The organism is Butyrivibrio sp. AE2032, from assembly GCF_000702965.1.
The window spans coordinates 79,213-101,327 of record NZ_JNLF01000009.1 but is presented as its reverse complement, the minus strand read 5'-3'; the positions used below and the strand labels follow the sequence as shown (position 1 = coordinate 101,327).

Genomic DNA, 22,115 nt, shown 5'->3' with positions numbered 1-22,115 from the left:
CTCATTTGAAAATGGGCATACCTACTACCCATACCCTAAACATAATTTTAGCTTAATAACAAGGGCTTATCAACATCATGCAATACAATATTTATCGTAAAATAATAAAAATTTCAATTTTTTCAGCAAAAATGAATTTTTGTTTCATATTGTACCAAACTTTTGTTCGGTGTATGATAATAATATGAGCTTATATCCGACATTTGACCAATATGACAACTTCATATTCCACATAGATGTCAACTCTGCCTTCCTCTCCTGGTCTGCCTTAAAAGCCCTTAAAGAGGAACCCGGCAGTGTAGATCTGCGCACCATTCCTTCGGCAGTTGGTGGCGATGTCAAAAAGCGTCACGGTATTATAACCGCCAAGTCCATCCCTGCCAAAAAGTATGGCATAGTAACCGGAGAACCTGTAGTAAAGGCACTTCAGAAATGCCCACAGCTGGTCCTTGTTCAGGGAGATTTTGTAACCTATCACTATTACTCTGAAGCTTTCATCAATATCCTCTGCAAGTACTCTCCTTTAGTTGAGCAGGTTTCAATTGATGAAGCCTTTGTTGATGTTTCCGGGACAAAAGAGCTTTACAAGGATCTTGAGACTCCTGAAAAGCCTTTCCCTATCTGCCTTGCAGAAAAGATCAAAAATGAAGTACGAGACACCCTTGGCTTTACAGTCAATGTAGGAATCTCCTCTAATAAACTCCTGGCAAAAATGGCCAGCGATTTCCAAAAACCCGACCGGATACACACTCTCTTCCCTGAGGAGATACAGAGTAAGATGTGGCCACTCCCTATCGGAGACCTCTTTGGCTGCGGAAAGGCTACTGCCTCAAGGCTTCTTAGCGTCGGCATTAAGACCATAGGCGATGCAGCAACTGCTGACCCAATGCTCCTGACTTCAGTCCTTGGTGAAAATGCAGCAGCATATATCCTCTCTTCAGCCAATGGTATTGGAAGTACCAATCTGAATGTAACCTACGAGGATGCAAAGAGCTATTCCAACGAGACAACTCTTCACTCTGACCTGACAGCAGACAGCTATGATAAAGATATAGTTCCCGTCCTTAAGTCTCTCTCCGCCAGCGTCTCAAGACGCCTTAAAAGAGATCACGTCTTTGGTCGAACAGTGACCGTATCAGTTAAAACCGGAAATTTCAAAAGGCATTCATCTCAGATGCAGCTTGAAAGCTCAATAGATGATGAGCAAAGGCTATATAGATACTCCAAGGAGCTGGCCGACAAGCTCCTTCTTGGAGATAATGGACTTTTCATAAAGGGCGAAGTCATAAGGCTTGTGGGCGTTGGCGTAACCAAGCTTGATGATGGTTCCTACCAGCAGCTGAACCTGTTCGACGACGGAATACTAAACGCTTCAAGCACCGCTTCGCCCGTTCAAGGTCAGCTCCCATCTCGTCCGCTTCCCAGCCGTGAAAAACAACAAAAGCTGGACGCCATGACTGAAAAGCTCCAGCTTGAATTTGGCAAGGATATCATCAAGAAGGGAATGTAAGCCCCTTCATGTCTTCAGGAAGCTGTGCCTCGAAAGACAGCTCTTTTCCTGTGACAGGCTGCTTAAACTCCAGGTGAGCTGCGTGAAGGGCTGCCCTTTTCATTCCATGATTGTCCGATATTTCTTCGCCATAAAGATTGTCCCCTAAGAGAGGATGTCCAATATATTTCATGTGAACACGTATCTGGTGGGTTCTTCCTGTATCAAGGTGAAGCCTTACCAGGGCGTAATCTTCAAACTGCTGCACCACCCTATAGTGTGTGACAGCTTCTTTTCCTTCTTCCATGACCTTTCGGATCATCCTTACCCCGGGCTCCTGACCGATAGGCGCATCAATGGTTCCTTCAGGATCATCAAAAACTCCTGAACAGAGAGCCAGGTACTCTTTTCTCCTGGACATGTTATCCTTCTGGTTTGAAAGAACTGCTGCGCTGTGCCTGTTCTTGGCAAAGATTAAAAGCCCTGATGTCTCACGGTCCAGACGGCCGATAGTCCTTATGACGTGGTCCTGGCCTGTAGCCCTATAGTATCCTGCAAGGGCATTTGAAAGGGAATCCGTGTAGTGGGCATAGGAGGGATGGACCACCATGTCCCCGGGCTTGTTTATGAGAATAAGATCTTCGTCTTCGTAGACGATATCTATAGGAATATCCCAGGGCACTATTTCAGAGGCGTTGTCTATATCTTCGTAGACCCTGACCTTCAAAACCTCTCCCGGGTGCAATAGCTCTTTTACCATAATGGGAACAAAGCCTTCTGAATCAGGTAAAGCCTCACCCATTCCTGCATGAGCCGGGAATCCTGAGGGCTTCCTACCGTTCAGAGTCGCCTTAACTCCATCCTCAAACTGCTTGCACCTTGTTATTTCACGACTAGAAAGATGGAGCCTTTCTACCATTATCTGTCTGGCAGTCAAGTCTCCATCCTTATCAGTCACTATGTATATTAGTTCTCTAGCACTGTTTTCCATGTAACGTATTGTAGCATAAAGCCACTCACAGTATAACTATGTTTTCTCTCTTTGCATCAACCTTTACAGTCATGGGCATCATCAGCTTATCGCTGTTCTCAATCTTGTGGATGACTCCGCAGATAACGAAGATTACGCCATTGTAGGCCATATGGGTAATGTAAACCTTGGCCCGATTGCCCTTTTGAATGGTATCCTGCATAGCAGCAATCTTCTCTTCCACCTCTCTGATCGTCTTTTCCTTGACGCCAATAGCTGCATTTATCTTAATCTTAAACTGCAGGATCTCTCTGGTCACCGTTCCGATATCCTGGAGCTTTTCCCTTTCCTTCTCTAGGATCTTAAGTTCCTCTTTATCTCTTGCAAGGTCACTGTTTGCTATATGATAGTCGCTGAGTACATTATCAATGAAACCAACGCTGACAATGGTCTTGGCTCCGCCTTTGCTGCCTACAGTGGCACATTCCACCCCGGTAAGGCTCTTTATTGTGCCGCCATAGATAACACCGTCATTACCATAGGTCTTTACCAGGCCCTTTGCAACAACATTGCAGTTAACAAAGGAATTGGAATAAACATTGTTTGCATTTATGGAAACGCCCTCAAAGAACTTGCCGGAAACATCTCCTTTTGCGTCTATTCCGCCTCTTACAGGACAGGTTGCTCCGCCTTTAACCACTACATTACCGCCGCTGACAATGGTAGAGCTCTCCATATGACCACTTATGATCACATCGCCCGTAGCACGAATCTCTGATCCGGAAAAGACATCTCCCTTAACAATGACAGTACCCTCATACCTTACGATCTTATCTGTGATCCTGACCTCAGGCATGATCATCATTTTCCTGATAAAGATCTTTCCATCTTCAATCTTCAGAATGCCTTTGTATTTTGCCACATAGGACACCCTGTCATTGAGAACCATGAAGCCCTCACCTTGAAGGACCGGTATCTCTTTTCCCTTCTTTGCAACAACCACCTTACCAAAGACATCACAGCCATCTTTTCCTTTGGTGGATCTGTGGTATTTGGCCACAACATCACCAATGTTGACCATCATAAACTCGTCTATCCTTGAAATATCAAGCTCTCCGTCCTCGGTCTCTGAAATGCCTCCGCCTGCTGCGCCGGAAAAGAAATATTCATAATATCCATCCTGTCCATCCACCGCATCAACTCCTGCAGCCACCAGGTACTTTTCACCGGGCTTAGGATCTGCTGCGATCCGACGGAGCATAGTCTGGTCTATACCGGTTCTGATCTTATTTCTGAAAAGGAAGCCGTATAATACCTCCTCATTAAGCCCCTTCAGATTTTCATTTTCAGGCAGGGTAAGCCAGCATAGCATTTTCCCATGGGTAAAAGACAGATAGTCGTCCTTGTGATCAAGCATTTTCACAAGAAGTTTCTGAGACTTGGAGTCACTGATCTCCATAGCCAGACCATCATCGCCTTCATCTTCATCATATACACCAAGAAGAAGATTCTGACGCATACGTCTCATGTCCCTGGCAGTATACATCATGGAGGAATAGACACTTGTATCAAGACCTTCTTCAAGACCAATCCTGATCTCCTTCATCTGGTCAGCCCAGTAAAGAGGACTACTGAAAGAAGAAACATCTATCTGATGTTCAAGCCCAAGACGCATCTCCTGCATCTGTTGCCAGTTATACTGGGCATGGGCATACTGCTCCACGGCAATTCCATGCTCTAAACCGTAACGGACTTCCCTTATAGCATCTCCACGCATATCCAGGCTTATGAATTTGTTGATGGGAAGCTTCTCATTAAGAGCAATCCTTATTTCTTCCAGCTGGTCAGCATCAAAACCATTTGTGATGTAACCTGAAAGATCGATATTTTCCTTAAAAGCCAGATGTAACTGATTAAGTATTCCGGCACCATATTTCTTTACCTTTTCCTCACTAAAAACAAGGCCATCCTCAGCGCTTTCCCTGATGACCCTCATCTTCATGAATGGAATATCCACATGAGCATAGGTAGAAACATCAACCTCGGCTTCCAGCCCCTTTCGGATCTCCCTCATCTGAAGGCTATCAAAGGCCGGGTCAAGATAAAAGATTATTGGAAAATCTTCAGATACAGTAAGCCCCCTACGGATCTGCTTCATCTGTGCAGGAAGAAATTCTTTCTTGGCATAAACAGACACGTCAATACCGGAGGCAATTCCCTTGCGGATCTGATAGATCTGCTGGCTGTCAAATCCCTGCTCCCTGTAGGAAGACATGTCAATGCCCTGTACAAGTTCAAGCCTTATCTCCTCCATCTCAAGCCATGAAAGCTTAGGGTCAAGGAATTTATTTACATCAACATCATCTTCAAGGCCCTTTCTTATTTCTGATAGCTGAAGGGCATTGTAGTTGAATTGTTTAAGCTTTTCTGTATTGAAGCCTCTCTTTTTGAAAAGAGCCAGTTCCTTCTCCAGAGTGTCCCCGTCAAAAGAATCCAAACCGGCATATGTAGTGATATTAGGCTTAGTATCCATAGATTTAGCTATCATAGACTTCTCCCAAAGACATAATGCTAGATACTAATAATTATATAAAAATATAGACGGTCTATGGATAAAAATTTCATAAAAAAAGCGGCAGGAGAACGGTTGTTTCAATCTCCTGCCGGAATAATACTTTTTATTTATGAGCAGCTTCTGCCAGCTCTTCTATGTTTATTTTTCATACACTTTACCCCTTGTCTCTCATCCTCTCGATGGCATCCATTGCAAGACGGCTTCTCTCACACTCTGATGCAGAAAGAGATATCTGCCATGCAAAAGGGCTTCCCTTCATATGCTCTGAAGCATAGGAAAGACCGTTGGTACGCTCATCCAGGAAAGGCCTGTCAATCTGGTTTGGATCTCCAAGAAGGATTATCTTGGTGTCCTTACCGGCTCTTGTTATGATACCCTTTGCCTGAGTAGGTGTCATGTTCTGGGCCTCATCAATGATCAGATAGGTCTTAAGGATTGATCTTCCTCTGATGAAGTTAAGGGCCTCGCACTGTACGATTCCTCTCTCAAAGACCTCATCAGTCTTGCCCTGAAGTTCCTTCTCATCCTTGTAGCGCTCCTCCTCATTGGAATCAATGAGCTGCTCTAAGTTATCAATGATAGGTCTCATAAGGGGAGATATCTTATCCTGCTCATCTCCCGGAAGGAATCCGATGTCATCATCAAACTGGGAGTTAGGTCTGCAGACCAGAATCCTTCTATACTCACCTGTGGGGCGATTGATCATCTTCTCAAGACCAACTGCCAGAGAGTAGAAGGTCTTGGCTGTTCCTGCCATACCCTTTACTATTACAAGTGGTGCCACATCAGCCGGCTGCATAAGCGCCTCCTGAAGGAAGTACTGCCCTGCATTCCTTGGCTTTACGCCGTAGGGCTGACTCTTTTCATACTCAAGCTTCTTGATCAGTTTGCCACACACACGGCCCATCTGGGTCTTACCAAGGGACTGATCAGCCCTTACAATAACAAACTCGTTTTCATACAGCTGCGGTGCGTACTGATTCCCCTCCTCGTCACAGCAATACACCTTATCTACAGGAATACCCTTCTTCTTGAAATCCTTAAAGATATCCTCGGGAGCATATACATCAATTCTTCCACTGTACTGCTCACCGTGAAGTGCAACCTGCTCGGTTGTAAAGTCCTCTGACTTGATATTAAGGAGCTGTGCCTTAATCCTCATCAGAATGTCCTTAGTTACAAGAATTACCTGTTCCTTACTTGTCTCCTTAAGCCCCTTACATACCTTAAGGATTCGATTGTCAGACTTATATTCTGACATGTCCTTTGGAAGCTCAACATCCTTAAAGTTCTTCTCAACTCTAAGGAGCCCTCCATTGTCAAGCTCAACCCCAGCAACCAGATCCCCCTGGCCTCGTAGCTGTTCGAGAATCCTGATGGCTTCTCTAACATTAGCTCCACGCTCACCTTCATCCCTCTTGTGAGAGTCAAGCTCCTCTAAGACTACCAGCGGAAGAACGACCTCGTTATCATCAAAGCACTTGAGAGCATGAGGTGCCTGAATCAAAACGTTGGTGTCCAGTACGTAGATCTTCTTCATGCGTAGGTCCCCCTATATTTGTATGACTTGTAACTTTATTATACCATATATTGTGTTTTTGCAATGAAGAATTGTACAAAATATAGTTACGGCTCCCGGAATGATCCGGGAGCCGCATCCTAAGATTATAGGAGGTCTGAAAGGACCTGTATCATTTGATTTACGTCGATAGGTTTTGCAATATGGCCGTCCATTCCTGAATCTGCGGCTTTTTTGATGTCCTCTGAAAAGGCATTTGCTGTCATGGCTATGATAGGCACCTTGGCCTTTCCCTCATCCGGAAGCTTTCGTATTGCCTCAGTGGCCTCGTAGCCACCCATGACAGGCATCTGGATATCCATAAGCACTGCGTCGTAGTAGCCTGGGTCAGCACCGGACACCTTATCCACTGCCTCCTGACCGTTTTCAGCAGTTTCTACCACAAATTCCAGCTTCTCCAGGAGCTTAGCCGCAATCTGTCTGTTGATAGGCATATCATCTACCAGAAGAAGTCTCTTTCCGGCAAAACCAGCCTTCTTCTCTGCCTTATCCTTAGCCTTATCCTCTGCCTTCTGGATGTCCTCAATGCTTTGAAGCTCAAGATCCAGAGTAACTATGAATTCTGTGCCCTTTCCCTTCTGGGTTACTACATCAATGGTTCCACCCATTATATCCACAATGCTCTTAACGATGCTCATTCCAAGGCCTGTACCCTGAATTCCGCTAACTGTGGAATCTTTTTCTCTCTCAAAGGCATCAAATACCTTGGCAGCAAATTGCTTGGACATACCAATTCCGCTGTCAGATACTCTGATCTCGTAGACACCTTTGGTAACATCCCTGGACTCCAGCTGACTTATAATAACCTTTACTGTTCCGCCCTCCGGAGTGAACTTGTAAGCATTGCTGATAAGGTTCAAAAGCACTCTGTTAAGCCTGTTCTTGTCGCAATAAACATAAGTTTCCAGAATCTTCTCCGAGTCAACCACATAATTAATCTTCTTCTCAGTCATCTGAGTAGCGAAAAGATCTTTTACCTCGGAAAAGACATCCTTCAGATTTATAGGAACAGGCTCAAGCTCCAGCTTTCCGCTCTCAATCCTGCTCATCTCCAAAACGTCATTGATAAGGGCCAGGAGGTGATTACTGGAGCCTTTTATCTTCTGGATGTAATCCTTAAGCTCCTCATGGGTAACTCCCGGCTCCTCAGCCAGGTTAATGTAACCAATGATGGCGTTCATAGGAGTCCTGATGTCATGGGACATATTGGACAGGAATACCGTCTTTGCCCGGCTCCTTTCATGGGCCTTAATGGTCTCCACCTGAGCCTGTTTCTCGCGCTTTGACATTATGGAATAAATGCTGAACATGATGATAAGAGAGATTATGTTCAGACTCATCTGAATCAAACTGTTTCTGGTGAGAGTCCTGTCAACTTTTCTAAGCTCAGAACTGATATAGGCTTCCGTCTGCCTTACCGTCTCCGGATCCTTGTCCAGATTATGCTGCTCGTAGAACTGACTGATATCTCCGATAACCTCTGTAGTCATATCATCCGTAGCACTCTTTACCCACACCAGGGAAGTAAAGAATATCAGGAAAAGAAGCACAATCCACACTACAGTGGACTGACCGAATCTATGCTCCTTGTCTTTTTCAAATACAAACCTGAAGTAAAAGAATCCCAGTACGCTCCAGGATGCCAGTATCAGATAGCTCTCCGTGGACATAGCTTCCGCCGACCACATCATGAAGTAAATAAAGAACATGACAGACATGGCAACTCCGAAAATGCCCGTAGCCATGACCTCTATATTGCTCTCCTTTTTAGCATTAGCAAAAGCAGCTGCTGAGGTGTAAGCGTAAGCAATGGTGGCTCCGATGGTGTTTACATCTACTATCCACCCTATTGCCGTTCTACCAAGGAATGGGATGAAAAGAGATATTGCCATAAGAGCAATTATGGCGTTCTTTGGACTCTTATCCTCATTGAGTTTCCCAAACCACCCAGGCATCATTCCATCATCAGCCATGGTGTAAAGGAGTCTGCTGCAGGCGATAAAATTACCAATAAGTCCAGTCATGATGCCGGCAAAGGCAGCCAGTCCCAATATAAATACACCTTTATCGCCCCAGGTGTCGAATATTGCATGGAAGGTAGGAAGACCCTCTATGCCTTTCAGATTAGGAAGATCTGCCAAATATGTTTCCCATCCGACATACTTATCATGAACCCCGGCAGCTGCCATCTGAGCCAGTAATACATAGGCTATAGTTGCCGTCAAAAGAGCTATGGACATGATCTTAAGGCTCTTTTTAGTAGAAAACTTAAAGCCAGCCTCGGAATTGGAAATGGATTCGAAGCCAACAAAAGCCCAGGGCGACAGAGCCACAATAGTAAAGATCTGTTTAAGCTGGAATCCCTGATCAGAAGCAAAATATGGTTCCGGTATTTTTTGAATACCTGAAATGGTTGAGCCAACTCCAAGTGCACATGCCAATACTCCCACAATAAGAGTCAGTGCAAAGATCACCTGAATATTAACAGCCAGCTTTTTTCCCTTAATGCACAAAAAGCCGCAGATGAGAACAGCCAGGACAGATAGCATCACCTCACCAAAGAACACATCATACCCAAGGATCTGGTAGTGGAATCCAAACTGGAAGGTGCTGCCAAAGAGGTTCTTACTGATAAGTCCAAGGGCCGAAGCATTGGCCCAGATTATGGCAACGTAAACCAATATCAAAAACCATGCACTCATGAAACCATGGTCGTAACCAAAGGTCTTTATGGTATAGGTCAGGGTCCCGCCTGCTCCCTCAAACTTATTCATCAGATAGTGATAGTTCACTCCGATAATGAACATGATAAGTCCGCCAAGGATCAGTCCTATTGTACTTCCCATAGGTCCTGCCTTTGGAAGAAAAGTTGTTCCCGGCATGACAAAGGCGCCCCATCCTACGGCGCATCCAAAGGATAAGGCCCAAACATGTATCGGCGATAGATATTTTTCCAGTTCTTTGTTATTTACGTTTTCTTCTGCCACTGTATGTTTTACTCCTTTGTTTTTTCGATGATAAGCCTTTGAAGAGTCTCAAAGATCTTAACCGGCTCCATAGGTTTGCTAAGGTGAGCATCAAGTCCAGACTGAAGACTCCTCTCAACATCCTCGTCAAAGGCATTAGCCGTAAGAGCGATAATAGGGATCCTCTTGGCATCCTTTCTATCCAAAGCCCTTATTGCCTGGGTCGCCTGAAGTCCGTCCATCTCAGGCATTCTCATATCCATAAGGATGGCGTCAAAGAAGCCTTCCTCGGATTCTGTAAACATATCAAGGGCAACCTTTCCATTCTCAGCCCTCTTAGCCTCCACACCCTTTTTAGATAGGAGCTTTAAAAGTATCTGGGCATTGATGTCCATGTCCTCAGCCACCAATACCTTGATCTTTGTAAAATCAAACTCTTCAGACTTCTCTGTGGCCTTCTCGGCACCCGGACTTTCCACCTCAGTCTCTTTCTTCTGGGCAAAAGAACTTTTGGCTACTTCAAACGTAAGGGTGATGGTAAAAGTTGAACCCTTTCCCTTCTCACTGGCCACTTCGATCTTACCGTTCATCATGTCCACAAGGTTCTTGGTGATGGCCATTCCAAGGCCGGTACTTCCAAACTTGTTGGCAGCTGTAGCGTCTGCCTGACTGAAGGATTCAAATATCTTGGGAATGAAATCCTTATCCATTCCTATTCCGTTATCCTTCATGACAAACTGCAGTGTACTCATTCCTCCGTAGCTTGCCAGTTTCTTAATATTGAAATGTACCCATCCGCCTTCAGGAGTGTATTTTACTGCGTTGCTAAGTACATTCAGAATTATCTCTTTTACCCTGGTGGCATCACCCATATAAAGTTCGTCAATGTCTGGAGCGAGGTTGCACTCATAGGAAAGCTTCTTGTCTGAGCACTGGCTTCCCACCAAAGTGTTAATGGTCTCTATTAGGTCTCTTAAGGAGAACTCCTCCTTCTTAAGCACCACCTTACCGGACTCGATCCTGGACATATTAAGAATGTCATTGATGATAGCAAGAAGGTGCTGGGCAGAATCCCCGATCTTTGTGAGGTACTCTTTTACCTGATCGGAGAGCCCCTCCTCAGCAAGGGCAAGATTATCAAGACCTATAATGGCGTTCATAGGGGTTCTGATCTCGTGGCTCATGTTGGAGAGGAATACAGTCTTTGCAACATTGGCTTCCTCTGCAATTGTGAGGGCATCGATAAGTGCCTTTTGCTGCTCCAGAGTATCCCTTGTCTGTTTGTCCACATCAGAAAAGCCGATGCCCACAGCATGAACAACATGGTCGTCTCTGTCCTCAGGTCTTCTAACGCCTGCCATTCGAAGCATCTCATAACTTTCCTGACCATCTCTTTTAACCAGATATCTGAAGGCTATGATGGGTTCTGTCTCCAGATTCTTTTGGATGGATTCCGGTGAAATGAAGTCCAGAAACTCTTTTCTGTACTCATCAGTAACATACTTCTTGGCATAGTATTTGAAGGTATCCTGGAAAAGAAATACCTCCCCCTCTCTAAGTCCATCCGTAAGGCTTGAGTGAGATCTGTAGCACTCTCCAAGGTCCTTATCAAGATCCACAAAGTAAACGCTCCTGTAGTCCGCTGCCATAGCGGTGATCATCTTATTGGCCTGAACGTTGGATTTATTCAGCTTTTCTCTTCGACTGCTATTCACGGAGTAAAGTGCGATGATTACCACTTCAATAAGAATCGAAAAAAGAACTCCTGCAACAATTGTCCAAAGATTCCGTTTAAGCTGGCTGTCATAGTATTCGGCACTGAAGTCCACAGCAATTACACCCACTACTTCACCTTTAGAATTAAAGATCGGTGAATATGCGCTGTAGAATCGACCATAGGAATCTTCATAGGCTTCTTCATCCACGTAGGCCTTTCCTTCAAAGGACTTTACAAGGGCCGGTGTCTCTTTTACCAGCTCTCCATATTCAGAGCAGTCAACAGGTGCAGGATCTACAGTAAAGTAATAGGTTCCATCCTCATCATTTTTCTTGACGCCGTAGATAAACTCCAGCTCAATGTTATCCTGAAAGGAATTAAGGGTGTCATAGATATCCCTATAAACAGGGTCATTATCCACTCTTCCCGTCAAAGCCTCGTAATCATCGCCGTTTATCATGTATGCAGCTGTGTTGGAAATATCAAGCATACGCTCATCAATCTGCCCTTTGAGCGCGCCATTAGACTGCCTTACCAGGATCAGTCCCAGTAAAGCATTAGATATGATCAGAAAGAATGACATGATAATAAGGGCTTTAGTAGTCTCCCTCATTTTTAAGGTCTTTAACGGATTTTTCATGGGGCCTCTTTCTTTAATTCCCTCTTGTTCTTGTACATTGCTTCATCTGCACGCTCAAATACAGGGGCAACTCTTCCGTCCTCTTGGTATCTGCTGGCACCTGCAGCAATTACCACATCCCCTTTCAGCTTGTTTTTCTCATTATGCTTTTGGAGCTTATCCATAAGGGCAGCCAGGTTAATATAATCATAGCCCTGAACCACTGCCACAAATTCGTCGCCACCCACCCTGTATACAGGACTGTGCTTGAAGATACGACAGATGATATTGCATCCCTTTATGATGAACTTGTCACCGGCCTGATGACCCAATGTGTCGTTGACCTCTTTAAGGCCGTTCAGGTCGAAAACAGCAATGGCAAATTCAAGGTTTGGATTCTCTTTTATGTTCTCATCCATTCTCTTTTCAGCTTCTGAGTAGGCATGCTTATTCTTAACCTTTGTGAGCTCGTCAATATTGGCCTTGATCTCAGCAGCATTGAGGTTCATGGCATATTCCTGCTCACGTCTTATCTGCTGGTCAATGTCCAGTATACCTACTATGAGGTTTGTTTTACCCTCTTCGTCAAGAAGCTTGGCTCTTAAAGAGACATAGCGAGGCTCCCCATCAATCATGAGCCTGTGTTCATTTACAAACATTCCCGATCGCTTTATCTCTTTTAGCACCTTTTCTTTTGTGAAAGCCGATAGGAAGGAATCAACGTCATCCTCGTAAAGACCCTTTGGGGCTCTTTCTATTACCTTATTAAAGTAATCATCACCCTCATCTTCTATAGCCATATCCGAGATGATATTTCCGGGGTTATATTTATTGTAGTGGTCTGTTTCAGGATCAACTGTATACAGATAGATAAAGTTTCCGGTCAGAGCTCCTACCCTTGAGTAGATAAGTCTCTCCTCCTTTGCTCTTTCTACAGTCTCCCTGCCCTTCATCTGTTCATCAACGTTGTTGATACCAATGATAATGAAATTTCCGTCGCCCCTTACCTTTACTGCTTTAATGCATACAAAGACAGGATCTCCTTCTATCATTGCCCTTGTAACAAATGAAAAGACACCGGTCTTTTTTATCTGACTCTGTATGTTCTTCCTGGTTAAGGCCTTTTTAAAGGTCTCAAGGTCTTCCTCATATATCGGAACATCAAATTCACTGCGTTCAAGATCAAAGTAATCCGTTCCATGTTTTGTGAGCTTGATATCACAATTTGCTCCGTCAGGAGTATACTCAGTGTACACACCGGTATCCATATCCACAAAGAAAAGCTTAATATAATCCTCGGATAGAGCTCTGGCTATGTAGTTGTAGTTCAGGCCTTCATCCGCAGCAGACTCAGAAATAGAAAGGATTGCAAGAGCCACAGCATTAGTTCCTGTCACAGGGTTTGTTGCTATTCTTCGCATAAACAGCTGAAGTATTCTTCCATCCGCTGTTCTGTCATCTATGATCTTCCTCTTTCCCTCCTTAGCGCATTGTCTTACTGCGTTAAAAGAGTAATATCCCGTTCCTTTAGGTATCTGATCATAGGGTATTTCCTTGTTTTCTACATACCTCGGGAAATTAACTGAAGCAAACTCCCTAAAGCTCTTGTTTGACCGGACGATAGTAACCTTATCTTCATCCATGGCAAAAATAGCCATAGGCATTGTGTCAAAATAATTTCCCAGATTCTTTTTGTCATTTCTGGAAATAGAAAGATCGTAGAGATTAAGGCTTCCTATCTTCTCAAAGTACTCTGCTTCATCAGGATTCTCAAAACCAATCTGAATTCCCTGAACATTTCTCTGGATGATCTCAGCTAGTGATACAGGTTTTATGTAGTAATATCCTTGTAGCTTGTTACATCCCACCTCTTTTAGAAGGTTTACCTGCTCCTTGGTCTCAACTCCCTCCGCAACAGTTACCATGCCAAGAGAAACAGCAGTCTTAATAAGCTCAGTAACGATGATACGTCCTGCTTCACTCTTTTCAATCTGATGAACAAAAATAGAATCCAGCTTCAGAGCATCAAAAGCAATCTGCAAAAGAATGAGCATGGAGGCATTTCCTGAGCCATAGTCATCCATCCAGACCTTAACACCCTCACTTCTGAAATTCTCTACCTGCTTTTTCATGAATTCTACATCGCTGGTGATGTCTTTTTCTGAAATTTCTATAGACATCTTGTCCCTGGTAAATCCTGAGGCGTCGATTCTCTTTACCACCTCACTTACCATGTCGCAGCAATAAAAGTCAGATCTGCTAAGGTTCACGGACTCAGGCACCACAAAAAGACCATGCTCACGCTGGCCCTTCATTTTGTCCAGGACTCTTTCCACCATGTAGAGATCAAGTTTATAGGTTAGTCCCTCTTCTTCTAAAACGGGAATAAATTCAGACGCTTCAAATGTTCCTTTGTCAGGATCCATCCATCTTGCATAGGCCTCTTCATCTGAAACCCTGCCACTGGCAGCACGAATAAGGGGTTGATGGAACGCCTTGATCCACTGCTGTTCCATGGCCCTGTCCAGGTTGTCTATGAAGTACTGTTCAAGCTCCGTTCTTTCACGGCTTTTGCTTTCCAACAGCATCCTCCTGTTCGATAAAAAAGTCGACATTTTGAACATTTTAGCATTACCATTTTATCACAAAAAAGTAGAGGCAACCCGGTCGGGCCACCTCTACTAAACAGATTTAATAATAATTTTATCAAATTTCAGCTGCTCTCTTTAATGCATCGTCGATGTGAGGAAGGAAGTTCTCACGACCAACCTTCTCAACAAAACCATCCTTCTCCATGGTGTTCATAGGCTGCTCGTTTACATGTGAAAATACCAGCTGAACATTGTTCTCTTTGCACTTCTCATAGAGCTGCTCAAAGGAACGCATAGCTGTTGCATCAAGAGCAGGTACTCCACGCATACGGATTACAAGAGCTCTTGTGAAATCCTTGAAACCGATCTGTGCGATCAGGTCAGCATCGCCAAAGAACATTGGTCCGCTAATCTCGTATACCCTTACGTGCTTAGGTATCTCTTTTAACTCTGGTCCGTCAGGATCATCATCAGGATCATAGTACTTCCAGCCACGGATTCCGGACTCCTCGCTCATCCTCTTCATGAAAAGGAGGCATGCAAGGACCATACCGATCTCGATAGCTACAACCAGGTCAAATACTACTGTAAGTACAAAGGTAAGAACCAGAACAAAGATATCGCTCTTTGGAGCTGTCTTGCAAAGATGTACGAAGGTTCTCCACTGGCACATATTATAAGCAACAAGGAAAAGAATTGCTGCTATTGTAGGCATTGGGATAAGTGCTGCATATGGCATAAGAACCACAAGGACCAGTACAAGGCAAAGTGAATGAACCATACCTGCTATAGGAGTTCTTCCGCCGTTCTTGATGTTAGCTGCAGTTCTGGCAATAGCACCAGTTGCCGGGATTCCACCGAAAAGAGCTGAACCGATATTACCTGCACCCTGAGCAATAAGCTCCATGTTTGATCTGTGGTGTGAGTTGATCATACTGTCTGCAACTACGCAGGAAAGCAGTGACTCAATAGCTGCCAGGATTGCGATGGTAAAGCCATCTCCTGCTACTGACCTTACAGTTTCAAGATCAAAGCTTGGCACCTTAAGTGTTGGAAGTGCTCCCTTGATCTCGTAAAGATCTCCAATTGTGTTGACGTTAAGATTAAGAAATTTAACCATAAGGATTCCAACAAGAACTGCAATAAGTGATCCTGGGATCTTCTTGCTGACCTTAGGCCATACTATCTGAATAAGGAGGCAGACAATGCCTACGATAAGAGCCTGTACATTTAAGGTTCCGATATTTGCTCCAATGGCTTTTACCTTATCCATGGTCTCAACTGTAGCTGTTCCTGCAGGATATGTAAGTCCGAGGAAGTCCTTGATCTGTCCGATAAGGATTGTCACGGCGATACCTGCTGTAAATCCGGTGGTGATGGTATAAGGGATAAACTTGATAAGGGTACCCAGTCTGAATACACCCATAAGGATAAGAAGAATTCCCGCAAATATTGTAGCAAGGGCCAGTCCTTCCATTCCCTTTGTTGCCACGATACCGGCAACTATTGTCGCAAAGGCTGCTGTTGGTCCGGCGATCTGAACTCTGCTTCCACCCAGGAATGAAATAATGAATCCTGCCACAATTGCTGTGTAAAGACCTTCTTCAGGTCCTACTCCTGACGCCAGAGCCAGGGCAATTGAAAGTGGAAGTGCAATGATGGCTACGATGATACCTGCCACCACATCAGAGGCGAACTGCTTTCCACTGTAGTTCTTCAGGTTTGAAAACAGCATAGGCTTCAATTTGTCTTTTGATAACATGTTACTTAAATCCTCCCATGGTTCTATAAAAAACTCTTGTTTAAACACAGTTTTTTATTATAGTCCCATTTGAATAAATGTAAAGAACTACATTAATACTTAAGGTATTTTAGGTTGTTTTTAGGTTTGCGTTGTAGGCTTATTTTCGGAGGAAAATGAAAGGAGAAAAACTGTGAAATATCGGCATGAATTAAAACACGACATAACCACATCAGACATGATAGCCATAAGACAGCGCCTTCTGGCTGTTGCCAAAGCTGATAGTCATGCCATTGACGGAAAATATCTTATCCGAAGTCTGTATTTCGATACTCCAAATGACAAAGCCCTCTACGAAAAACAGGACGGCGTCAGCAGACGAAACAAGTTCAGGATCAGGTACTACAACGGTGACAATGGGATGAGTACCTTCCGGAGATAATAAGGGATATAGTCCAACTCCCCCACTGCAGGACAAGCTCTTTTTCCAAGTACGAAGCCTGCAGATTACCAATGATCGACCCCAGAGCCGCAGGGTATCTGGATTGAATAATCAAAAATTATATAAAGCGAAAAGAGGAATAGAAAAATGAGTTTTAACGACATCTTTAAATCAAGCTTTCTTGAGAATGTAACAAGCATCAGTATTTTTGATATGGTCCTGGCTATGGCCCTGGCCTTCGCCCTTGGACTTTTCATCTTCCTTATATATAAGAAGACCTATCAGGGAGTTATGTACTCCTCCAGCTTTGGCGTAACTTTAGTAGCACTTACAATGATCTCAACACTTGTCATCCTGGCAGTTACAAGTAACGTTGTACTGTCCCTTGGTATGGTCGGTGCCCTTTCCATCGTTCGTTTCAGAACTGCAATAAAAGAGCCACTGGATATTGCTTTCCTGTTCTGGTCAATTGCAGTTGGTATCGTTCTTGCAGCTGGAATGATCCCTCTGGCAGTATTCGGAAGCGTTCTTATCGGTATTATCCTTCTTATCTTTGTTAATAAGAAGTCTCACGTTAATCCATACATCGTAGTTGTTAGCTGCGACGGTCACGGAAGTGAAGAAAAAGCTACAGAGTTCCTTAAGTCAAAGACTATTCGCATGGTAGTTAAGAGCAAGAGCGCCCATAGACTCCTACTCCACCATATTTGACTCAGCTAAGACAATTACATCCTATAAGGATAAGAAGCGTCTAATAAGGTCCTTAAAGAGCCTTAGTGAAGGAATTGAGAACAGCGACGCTGAAGAAATTGCTGAGGCTGTAGATGTAGACGCTGTAATCAGATACATGGTTGTTCACAACTTCGTTGTTAATGGTGATAGTTACACCGGATCCATGATCCACAACTACTACCTCTACGAAGAGGATGGACTGATGTCCATGATCCCTTGGGATTATAATCTTGCTTACGGAACCTTCCAGGCAGATGATGCTGAATCGGCAGTTAATGATCCTATTGATACGCCTTTGTCTATTACTGAAGGCAGCACTGACAGGCCAATGTTTGCATGGATCACCTCCTGTGAGGAGTATACTGAGCTTTACCATGAATATCATGAGAATTTTCTCTCCCAGTTCTATGAAAGCGGATATCTTACTAACCTGATCGATACAACTTATAACATGATCAAGGAATATGTCGAGAAGGATCCCACAAAGTTCTGTGAGACCTCAGAATTCGAGACTGCGGTAGAAACCATCAAAGAGTTCGTAACCTTAAGATGCCAGAGTATAGAAGGACAGCTTGCTGGTACTATAGGTTCCACAGATTCAGAACAGGAGGCTGATCCTGATGTCCTTATCGATGCATCTTCCATCACCCTCTCTGACATGGGTTCCATGGGCGGCGGTCATGGCGGCTCAGGTGGTGGCCCCGGCGGTTCCGGTGGCCCATTTGGTTCCAGCGGTCCTGGCGGAGATATGCCAGACTTTGATAGCTTCGGCGGCCCTGGAGGCGACATGCCAAACTTCGGACCTACATCAAGCCACAGCACCAAGAACCTGCTCTACCTTGGAGGCTACTTACTCCTCCTCACAGGGGCAATCATCTTCGCAAAGGTATATAAGCGTAGAAAATAATAATCAATATCCGCTTTAAAGATTATAACCATTATGGCGTGATTCAAACAGAACCGTCCCCATTGACTTTCCCCATTGACTTTCAGTGAATGCAAAAAGGCTGCCACACATATGTGTGACAGCCTTTAGTTTTCAGCTTACACCTGCTAAAAGGAAGTAATTCCTATCAGCCTGTGATTGTGCAGTACATGAAGTACTTGTATCCAAGAGGGCTTGAGAAGAAGCCAGATACGTTGCTGCTGATCATGTAAAGATCTGTGTAGTAGTAGATAGGGCAGATGCAACCTGTTGACATAAGAAGGTCCTCAGCTCTGTGCATAAGCTCGTATCTTGTCTTTGTATCTGTACATGTCTTGATGTCTGAGATGAGAACGTCATAGGTCTCAGCCCATGTTCCGTTCTCAACCTTTGTGTCATAACCAAGATCTGTGATATCAAGTGAGTAAGCCTGAACCTTAGCGTTGTCGCCCTTACCGAACTGAACGTCGTTGTTACCAGACTGTGTTGTCCACATATCAAGGAATGAAATAGGATCGTTGTAGTCACCAAGCCATCCGTTACGTGCTACTGAGTAGTTACCAGCCTTACGTGTATCAAGGAATGTAGCCCACTCCTGGTTCTCAAGGTTCATTGTGATGCCGATACCAGCGAATGTAGCCTGAATAGCCTCAGCAATTGCCTTGTGTCCCTCTGATGTGTTGTAAAGGTATGTAAGTGTAGGGAAGTCTGTGAACATTGATGTAGCGTCATCATATGTATAGTACTTCTTAAGTGTCTCAATAGCTGATGCCCAGTTAGCCTCGTAAGCATCCTCAGATACATCATAGTATCCGTTGAAGCTGTTTCCACCAGCGTTCTCATAGAACTGTGATCCGTCAGCATCTGTAAGACCCATAGCTACGAATGAAGAAGCAGGAACCTGTCCGCCCTGTGCTACGTCGTTAACGATGTAGTTTCTGTCGATAAGAAGTGCAAGTGCGTTACGGATCTCGTTCTCAGCGTTAGCCTTGTCAGCACCTGTAAGTGTGCTTGTTGAAGGAAGAAGCTCCTCGTTTACGTTCCAGCATACATAGTATGTTCCAAGCTGACCAGCTGTTACGAACTCGTTAGGATATGTCTCCTTAAGAGAAGCAATCTCGTTTGTAGGAACGTCGTCGATCATCTGCCAGTCACCAATGTGGTACACTTTCCGTCAACTTAGTAGGAATAGAAATACTGCTTTAAGTTAATGTGTATCATCTACCAACAGATTATATCATATTGAATAGGCAGCTATGTTTTCTTCTTAATGTTATCGCATGACAAACAGACCTGAATCATATCAGGTCTAAGAAAAACTCATATATGATGTATCAATTGACAGGTCTAAGGTTTGGAAAGTGTTTTCTGCAAACCAGTTTTCTGGTCTTTCTTCTAAACTTCCTGCCGGGGATTATCTGTGACCGAACTTTGAATGCATCGGATACTATCTGATCTATGTATTCTGTTTGCAGTATGTTACAAAGGATCTTAGGAAATGCTTTCTTTAGACGGCCTATAATATAGGCTCGGTTAGCTTGATACCTATACTTGCCAGTTGTGGTCATGTGTTCATCTATGTCATCGTCGACTTTGTTTTTTATCAGAGAAGTCAGATTTGACATGAGTAGATTTATATAGAATTCTTGAAACACAGCAGTTTTAGTTTTTCCACTATACTCTTCAAGAAGGAATTTTTCTTTTAACTCCATGTATTTGCCCTCAACAGGCCAGCGGAGAAAATATAGTTCGCGAAACATATCCACAGACATAGCTGTGTCAAATATGTTGGTTCCAAGGTACTCGCGAGATCCATCACTTAGAATAACCTCTAAGACTCTTATCTTGATATCTTCAGTGCCTGTTTTGGAATTTCCTGGCAATATTGCTACAGTATCACCATGGCAGGAACGAACCATTTTGAACTTTTCACGGAGTCTCATAAGGCAGAGATACCCATTTGATACACAGTACCTGAACATATCTTCTGAATAGTATCCGCGGTCAAAGACGATTACTGAGTTTTTATATATGTTTAAGTCTTCTAGCGTTTTTAGGTGCTCTCGTGCTGCAGCTCTTTCAGACCCAAGGTATTTATGAAGAGATGCATGGACTATATAATCATCGAGAACATCATAGACAATAGAAGCTAGACCTGAAGAAAACTTCCTATCTTTATGCGGATAAGTGAACATCTCACCAAAGAAATCAAAGTTTGATGGAGAATTAGGAACTTCTATCTTTGAGCCATCAATGGCAAAGATATGATAACCATGCCATAGCTTTCTCTTCTTGAGATTTTTGTAGAAGATATCTACCGAAAGAGTAAATAAATCTTGGAACAGACTGGGGCTAATGAACTGACGAGCTTTGGATACAGCCTGCTTTGATACTTCAGGAAAATTTGATGGAAGCAGGTCATCACGTATAGCGGAAAGATTCTGATACATAGATGCCTTTGTAGTGTAGAATAGATATGTTACCAGATGGAGCATTGAAAGTTTGCGCTTTCTGATGAAGTGGTTCTTTTCCCGGTGAGCTTCCAGGCAGTCCGGAGAAGAGAGATATTGCTTGATCTTTTGGATGATGAGTTTGCAGATTTCATGTTTTTCCATACGTAACCTCCTAAATTTGCGTGATCTTGATGTGTTTCGCGGCCACGAAACAACATCTCCTATTGATCAAGGGCCGCGTAGCGGCCGCAAATTTTAGGAGCTTTGTCAAGCGTTTTTTAATAAATAATCAATATTTTTTTGCATAACAAAAAAGCCGCAAAGCCAGTATTTATCTGGCTTTACAGCTTAAGTTGACCACAGTGCTGCCAGTCACCATTCTCGAAGTTAGCGAGCTGGTTGTTAGCATCATCTGAAAGGTAGAAGTTGATCTCGTTCATTGTTACCTTATCAGCATTGTAGAAGTTCTCGTTCTTTGTAAGTGTGATAAGTGAGTTGTGATCCCAGCTTGTCATTGTGTATGCACCGTTACATACAAAAGTTGAAGGATCTGTAGCCCATGCCTCGTTAGCAACTACATCCTCACGTACAGGCATGTATGTAGGGAATGCAAGAAGCTCATTCCAGTAAGCTACTGTGTTTGCAAGTGTTACCTCAAGAGTCTTGTCATCGATAGCTGTTACGTTAAGCTTTCCATCAGCGTAACCATCAACAACCTCGAACATGTAGCCATAGTCAGCTGCTGTCTCAGGGCTGATTGCACGGTTCCAAGCGAATACGAAATCACCTGCAGTTACAGGCTGTCCGTCAGACCATGTAAGACCATCTCTAAGGGTATAAGTATAAGTAACTGTTCCGTCATCATTTGTTACACCCTCAACAAGTTCCTGTGCGCAATCTGGCTGAAGCTCAAGATTTCCGCTTGCGTCAAGTCCCCATTTAGCAAGACCTGAGAAAAGGTGGTTGATCATTGTAGCACCATCAACTGCAGAGTTAAGTGCTGGATCAAGTGATGCAGGCTCTGAAGCAAGACATACATTGATTGTCTGCTCCCCAACAGGCTCAGCTGGTGTTGCATCAGCCTGTGTCTCTGAAGCTCCGGACTCTGTTGTCTGAGTCTCAGTAGCTGTCTGGGTATCTGTGCCAGCTGGAGCTGTTGCTGAATTTCCGCAAGCAGCAAGGCTCAGTACCATGCTTGAAGCAAGTACCAAAGAAACTAACTTCTTTTTCATAATTGTCCTCCTTATGAATATGAAATTTGTTATATCAAATCACGATACACAATATATAGTATATCATGCATTTGAACACATGTA

At 43.8% G+C, this 22,115-nt stretch carries 14 protein-coding genes; 4 read left to right on the top strand and 10 right to left on the bottom strand.

Annotated elements, in window-relative coordinates; genetic code table 11:
- Positions 1–184: 184 nt before the first annotated feature.
- A complete protein-coding gene (locus BO18_RS31700; protein WP_051689373.1) occupies positions 185–1,510 on the top strand; it encodes a DNA polymerase Y family protein in 1,326 nt (441 codons plus the stop codon).
- Here the strand turns inward: BO18_RS31700 and BO18_RS31695 are convergent.
- The 7 genes from BO18_RS31695 to BO18_RS31660 form a co-directional block, all read right to left on the bottom strand.
- Positions 1,494–2,480: an RluA family pseudouridine synthase gene (locus tag BO18_RS31695; RefSeq protein ID WP_066738546.1), complete on the bottom strand. Its 987-nt coding sequence runs from the start codon at positions 2,478–2,480 to the stop codon at positions 1,494–1,496. The two genes, BO18_RS31700 and BO18_RS31695, sit on opposite strands and share 17 nt — an antisense overlap.
- A gap of 25 nt (positions 2,481–2,505) precedes the next feature.
- A complete protein-coding gene (locus BO18_RS31690; protein ID WP_034453012.1) occupies positions 2,506–5,007 on the bottom strand; it encodes a DUF342 domain-containing protein in 2,502 nt (833 codons plus the stop codon).
- 181 nt (positions 5,008–5,188) lie between these two features.
- Entirely contained in the window at positions 5,189–6,574 is a 1,386-nt protein-coding gene (locus BO18_RS31685; protein ID WP_034453010.1) for a PhoH family protein, read from the bottom strand.
- 125 nt (positions 6,575–6,699) lie between these two features.
- A complete protein-coding gene (locus BO18_RS33915; RefSeq protein WP_051689371.1) occupies positions 6,700–9,600 on the bottom strand; it encodes an ATP-binding response regulator in 2,901 nt (966 codons plus the stop codon).
- Positions 9,601–9,608: 8 nt separating this feature from the next.
- On the bottom strand, positions 9,609–11,936 hold the full coding sequence (locus tag BO18_RS33910; RefSeq protein ID WP_051689370.1) for an ATP-binding protein: 2,328 nt from the start codon (positions 11,934–11,936) through the stop codon (positions 9,609–9,611).
- Entirely contained in the window at positions 11,933–14,497 is a 2,565-nt protein-coding gene (locus tag BO18_RS31665) for a bifunctional diguanylate cyclase/phosphodiesterase (RefSeq protein ID WP_034453008.1), read from the bottom strand. The genes BO18_RS33910 and BO18_RS31665 overlap by 4 nt, the downstream gene beginning before the upstream one ends.
- Before the next feature lie 124 nt (positions 14,498–14,621).
- Complete coding sequence (locus tag BO18_RS31660) at positions 14,622–16,268, bottom strand: SulP family inorganic anion transporter (protein ID WP_034453006.1); 1,647 nt, start codon at positions 16,266–16,268, stop codon at positions 14,622–14,624.
- A 172-nt stretch (positions 16,269–16,440) separates the two neighbouring features.
- On the opposite strand from BO18_RS31660, the gene BO18_RS31655 reads away from it, so the two are divergent.
- The 3 genes from BO18_RS31655 to BO18_RS34150 all read left to right on the top strand — a co-directional run bounded on the left by BO18_RS31655 (position 16,441) and on the right by BO18_RS34150 (position 18,328).
- Positions 16,441–16,689 carry a VTC domain-containing protein gene (locus tag BO18_RS31655; protein ID WP_051689369.1) on the top strand — a complete coding sequence of 83 codons (249 nt, stop codon included), beginning with the start codon at positions 16,441–16,443 and terminating at the stop codon, positions 16,687–16,689.
- Between the two features lie 147 nt (positions 16,690–16,836).
- On the top strand, positions 16,837–17,400 hold the full coding sequence (locus BO18_RS31650; protein WP_081861363.1) for a DUF4956 domain-containing protein: 564 nt from the start codon (positions 16,837–16,839) through the stop codon (positions 17,398–17,400).
- Positions 17,375–18,328, top strand: a complete 954-nt coding sequence (locus BO18_RS34150; protein WP_081861362.1) for a CotH kinase family protein — start codon at positions 17,375–17,377, stop codon at positions 18,326–18,328. The genes BO18_RS31650 and BO18_RS34150 overlap by 26 nt, the downstream gene beginning before the upstream one ends.
- Positions 18,329–18,494: 166 nt before the next feature.
- On the opposite strand, the gene BO18_RS31645 is transcribed toward BO18_RS34150, so the two are convergent.
- The 3 genes from BO18_RS31645 to BO18_RS31635 all read right to left on the bottom strand — a co-directional run bounded on the left by BO18_RS31645 (position 18,495) and on the right by BO18_RS31635 (position 22,031).
- Complete coding sequence (locus tag BO18_RS31645) at positions 18,495–19,490, bottom strand: ABC transporter substrate-binding protein (RefSeq protein WP_051689368.1); 996 nt, start codon at positions 19,488–19,490, stop codon at positions 18,495–18,497.
- Positions 19,491–19,680: 190 nt separating this feature from the next.
- Positions 19,681–20,961, bottom strand: a complete 1,281-nt coding sequence (locus BO18_RS31640; RefSeq protein ID WP_034445760.1) for an IS4 family transposase — start codon at positions 20,959–20,961, stop codon at positions 19,681–19,683.
- 179 nt (positions 20,962–21,140) lie between these two features.
- Complete coding sequence (locus BO18_RS31635) at positions 21,141–22,031, bottom strand: ABC transporter substrate-binding protein (protein WP_051689367.1); 891 nt, start codon at positions 22,029–22,031, stop codon at positions 21,141–21,143.
- Between the last annotated feature and the right edge of the window lie 84 nt (positions 22,032–22,115).

Excerpts from the sequence above, each read along its gene's own strand:
- BO18_RS31650 (WP_081861363.1), top strand. The coding sequence starts at position 16,837 with ATGAGTTTTAACGACATCTTTAAATCAAGCTTTCTTGAGAATGTAACA.
- BO18_RS31700 (WP_051689373.1), top strand. The coding sequence starts at position 185 with ATGAGCTTATATCCGACATTTGACCAATATGACAACTTCATATTCCAC.
- BO18_RS31695 (WP_066738546.1), bottom strand. The coding sequence starts at position 2,480 with ATGGAAAACAGTGCTAGAGAACTAATATACATAGTGACTGATAAGGAT.
- BO18_RS33910 (WP_051689370.1), bottom strand. The coding sequence starts at position 11,936 with ATGAAAAATCCGTTAAAGACCTTAAAAATGAGGGAGACTACTAAAGCC.
- BO18_RS31685 (WP_034453010.1), bottom strand. The coding sequence starts at position 6,574 with ATGAAGAAGATCTACGTACTGGACACCAACGTTTTGATTCAGGCACCT.
- BO18_RS31690 (WP_034453012.1), bottom strand. The coding sequence starts at position 5,007 with ATGATAGCTAAATCTATGGATACTAAGCCTAATATCACTACATATGCC.
- BO18_RS31660 (WP_034453006.1), bottom strand. The coding sequence starts at position 16,268 with ATGTTATCAAAAGACAAATTGAAGCCTATGCTGTTTTCAAACCTGAAG.
- BO18_RS31645 (WP_051689368.1), bottom strand. The coding sequence starts at position 19,490 with ATGATCGACGACGTTCCTACAAACGAGATTGCTTCTCTTAAGGAGACA.
- BO18_RS31640 (WP_034445760.1), bottom strand. The coding sequence starts at position 20,961 with ATGGAAAAACATGAAATCTGCAAACTCATCATCCAAAAGATCAAGCAA.
- BO18_RS31635 (WP_051689367.1), bottom strand. The coding sequence starts at position 22,031 with ATGAAAAAGAAGTTAGTTTCTTTGGTACTTGCTTCAAGCATGGTACTG.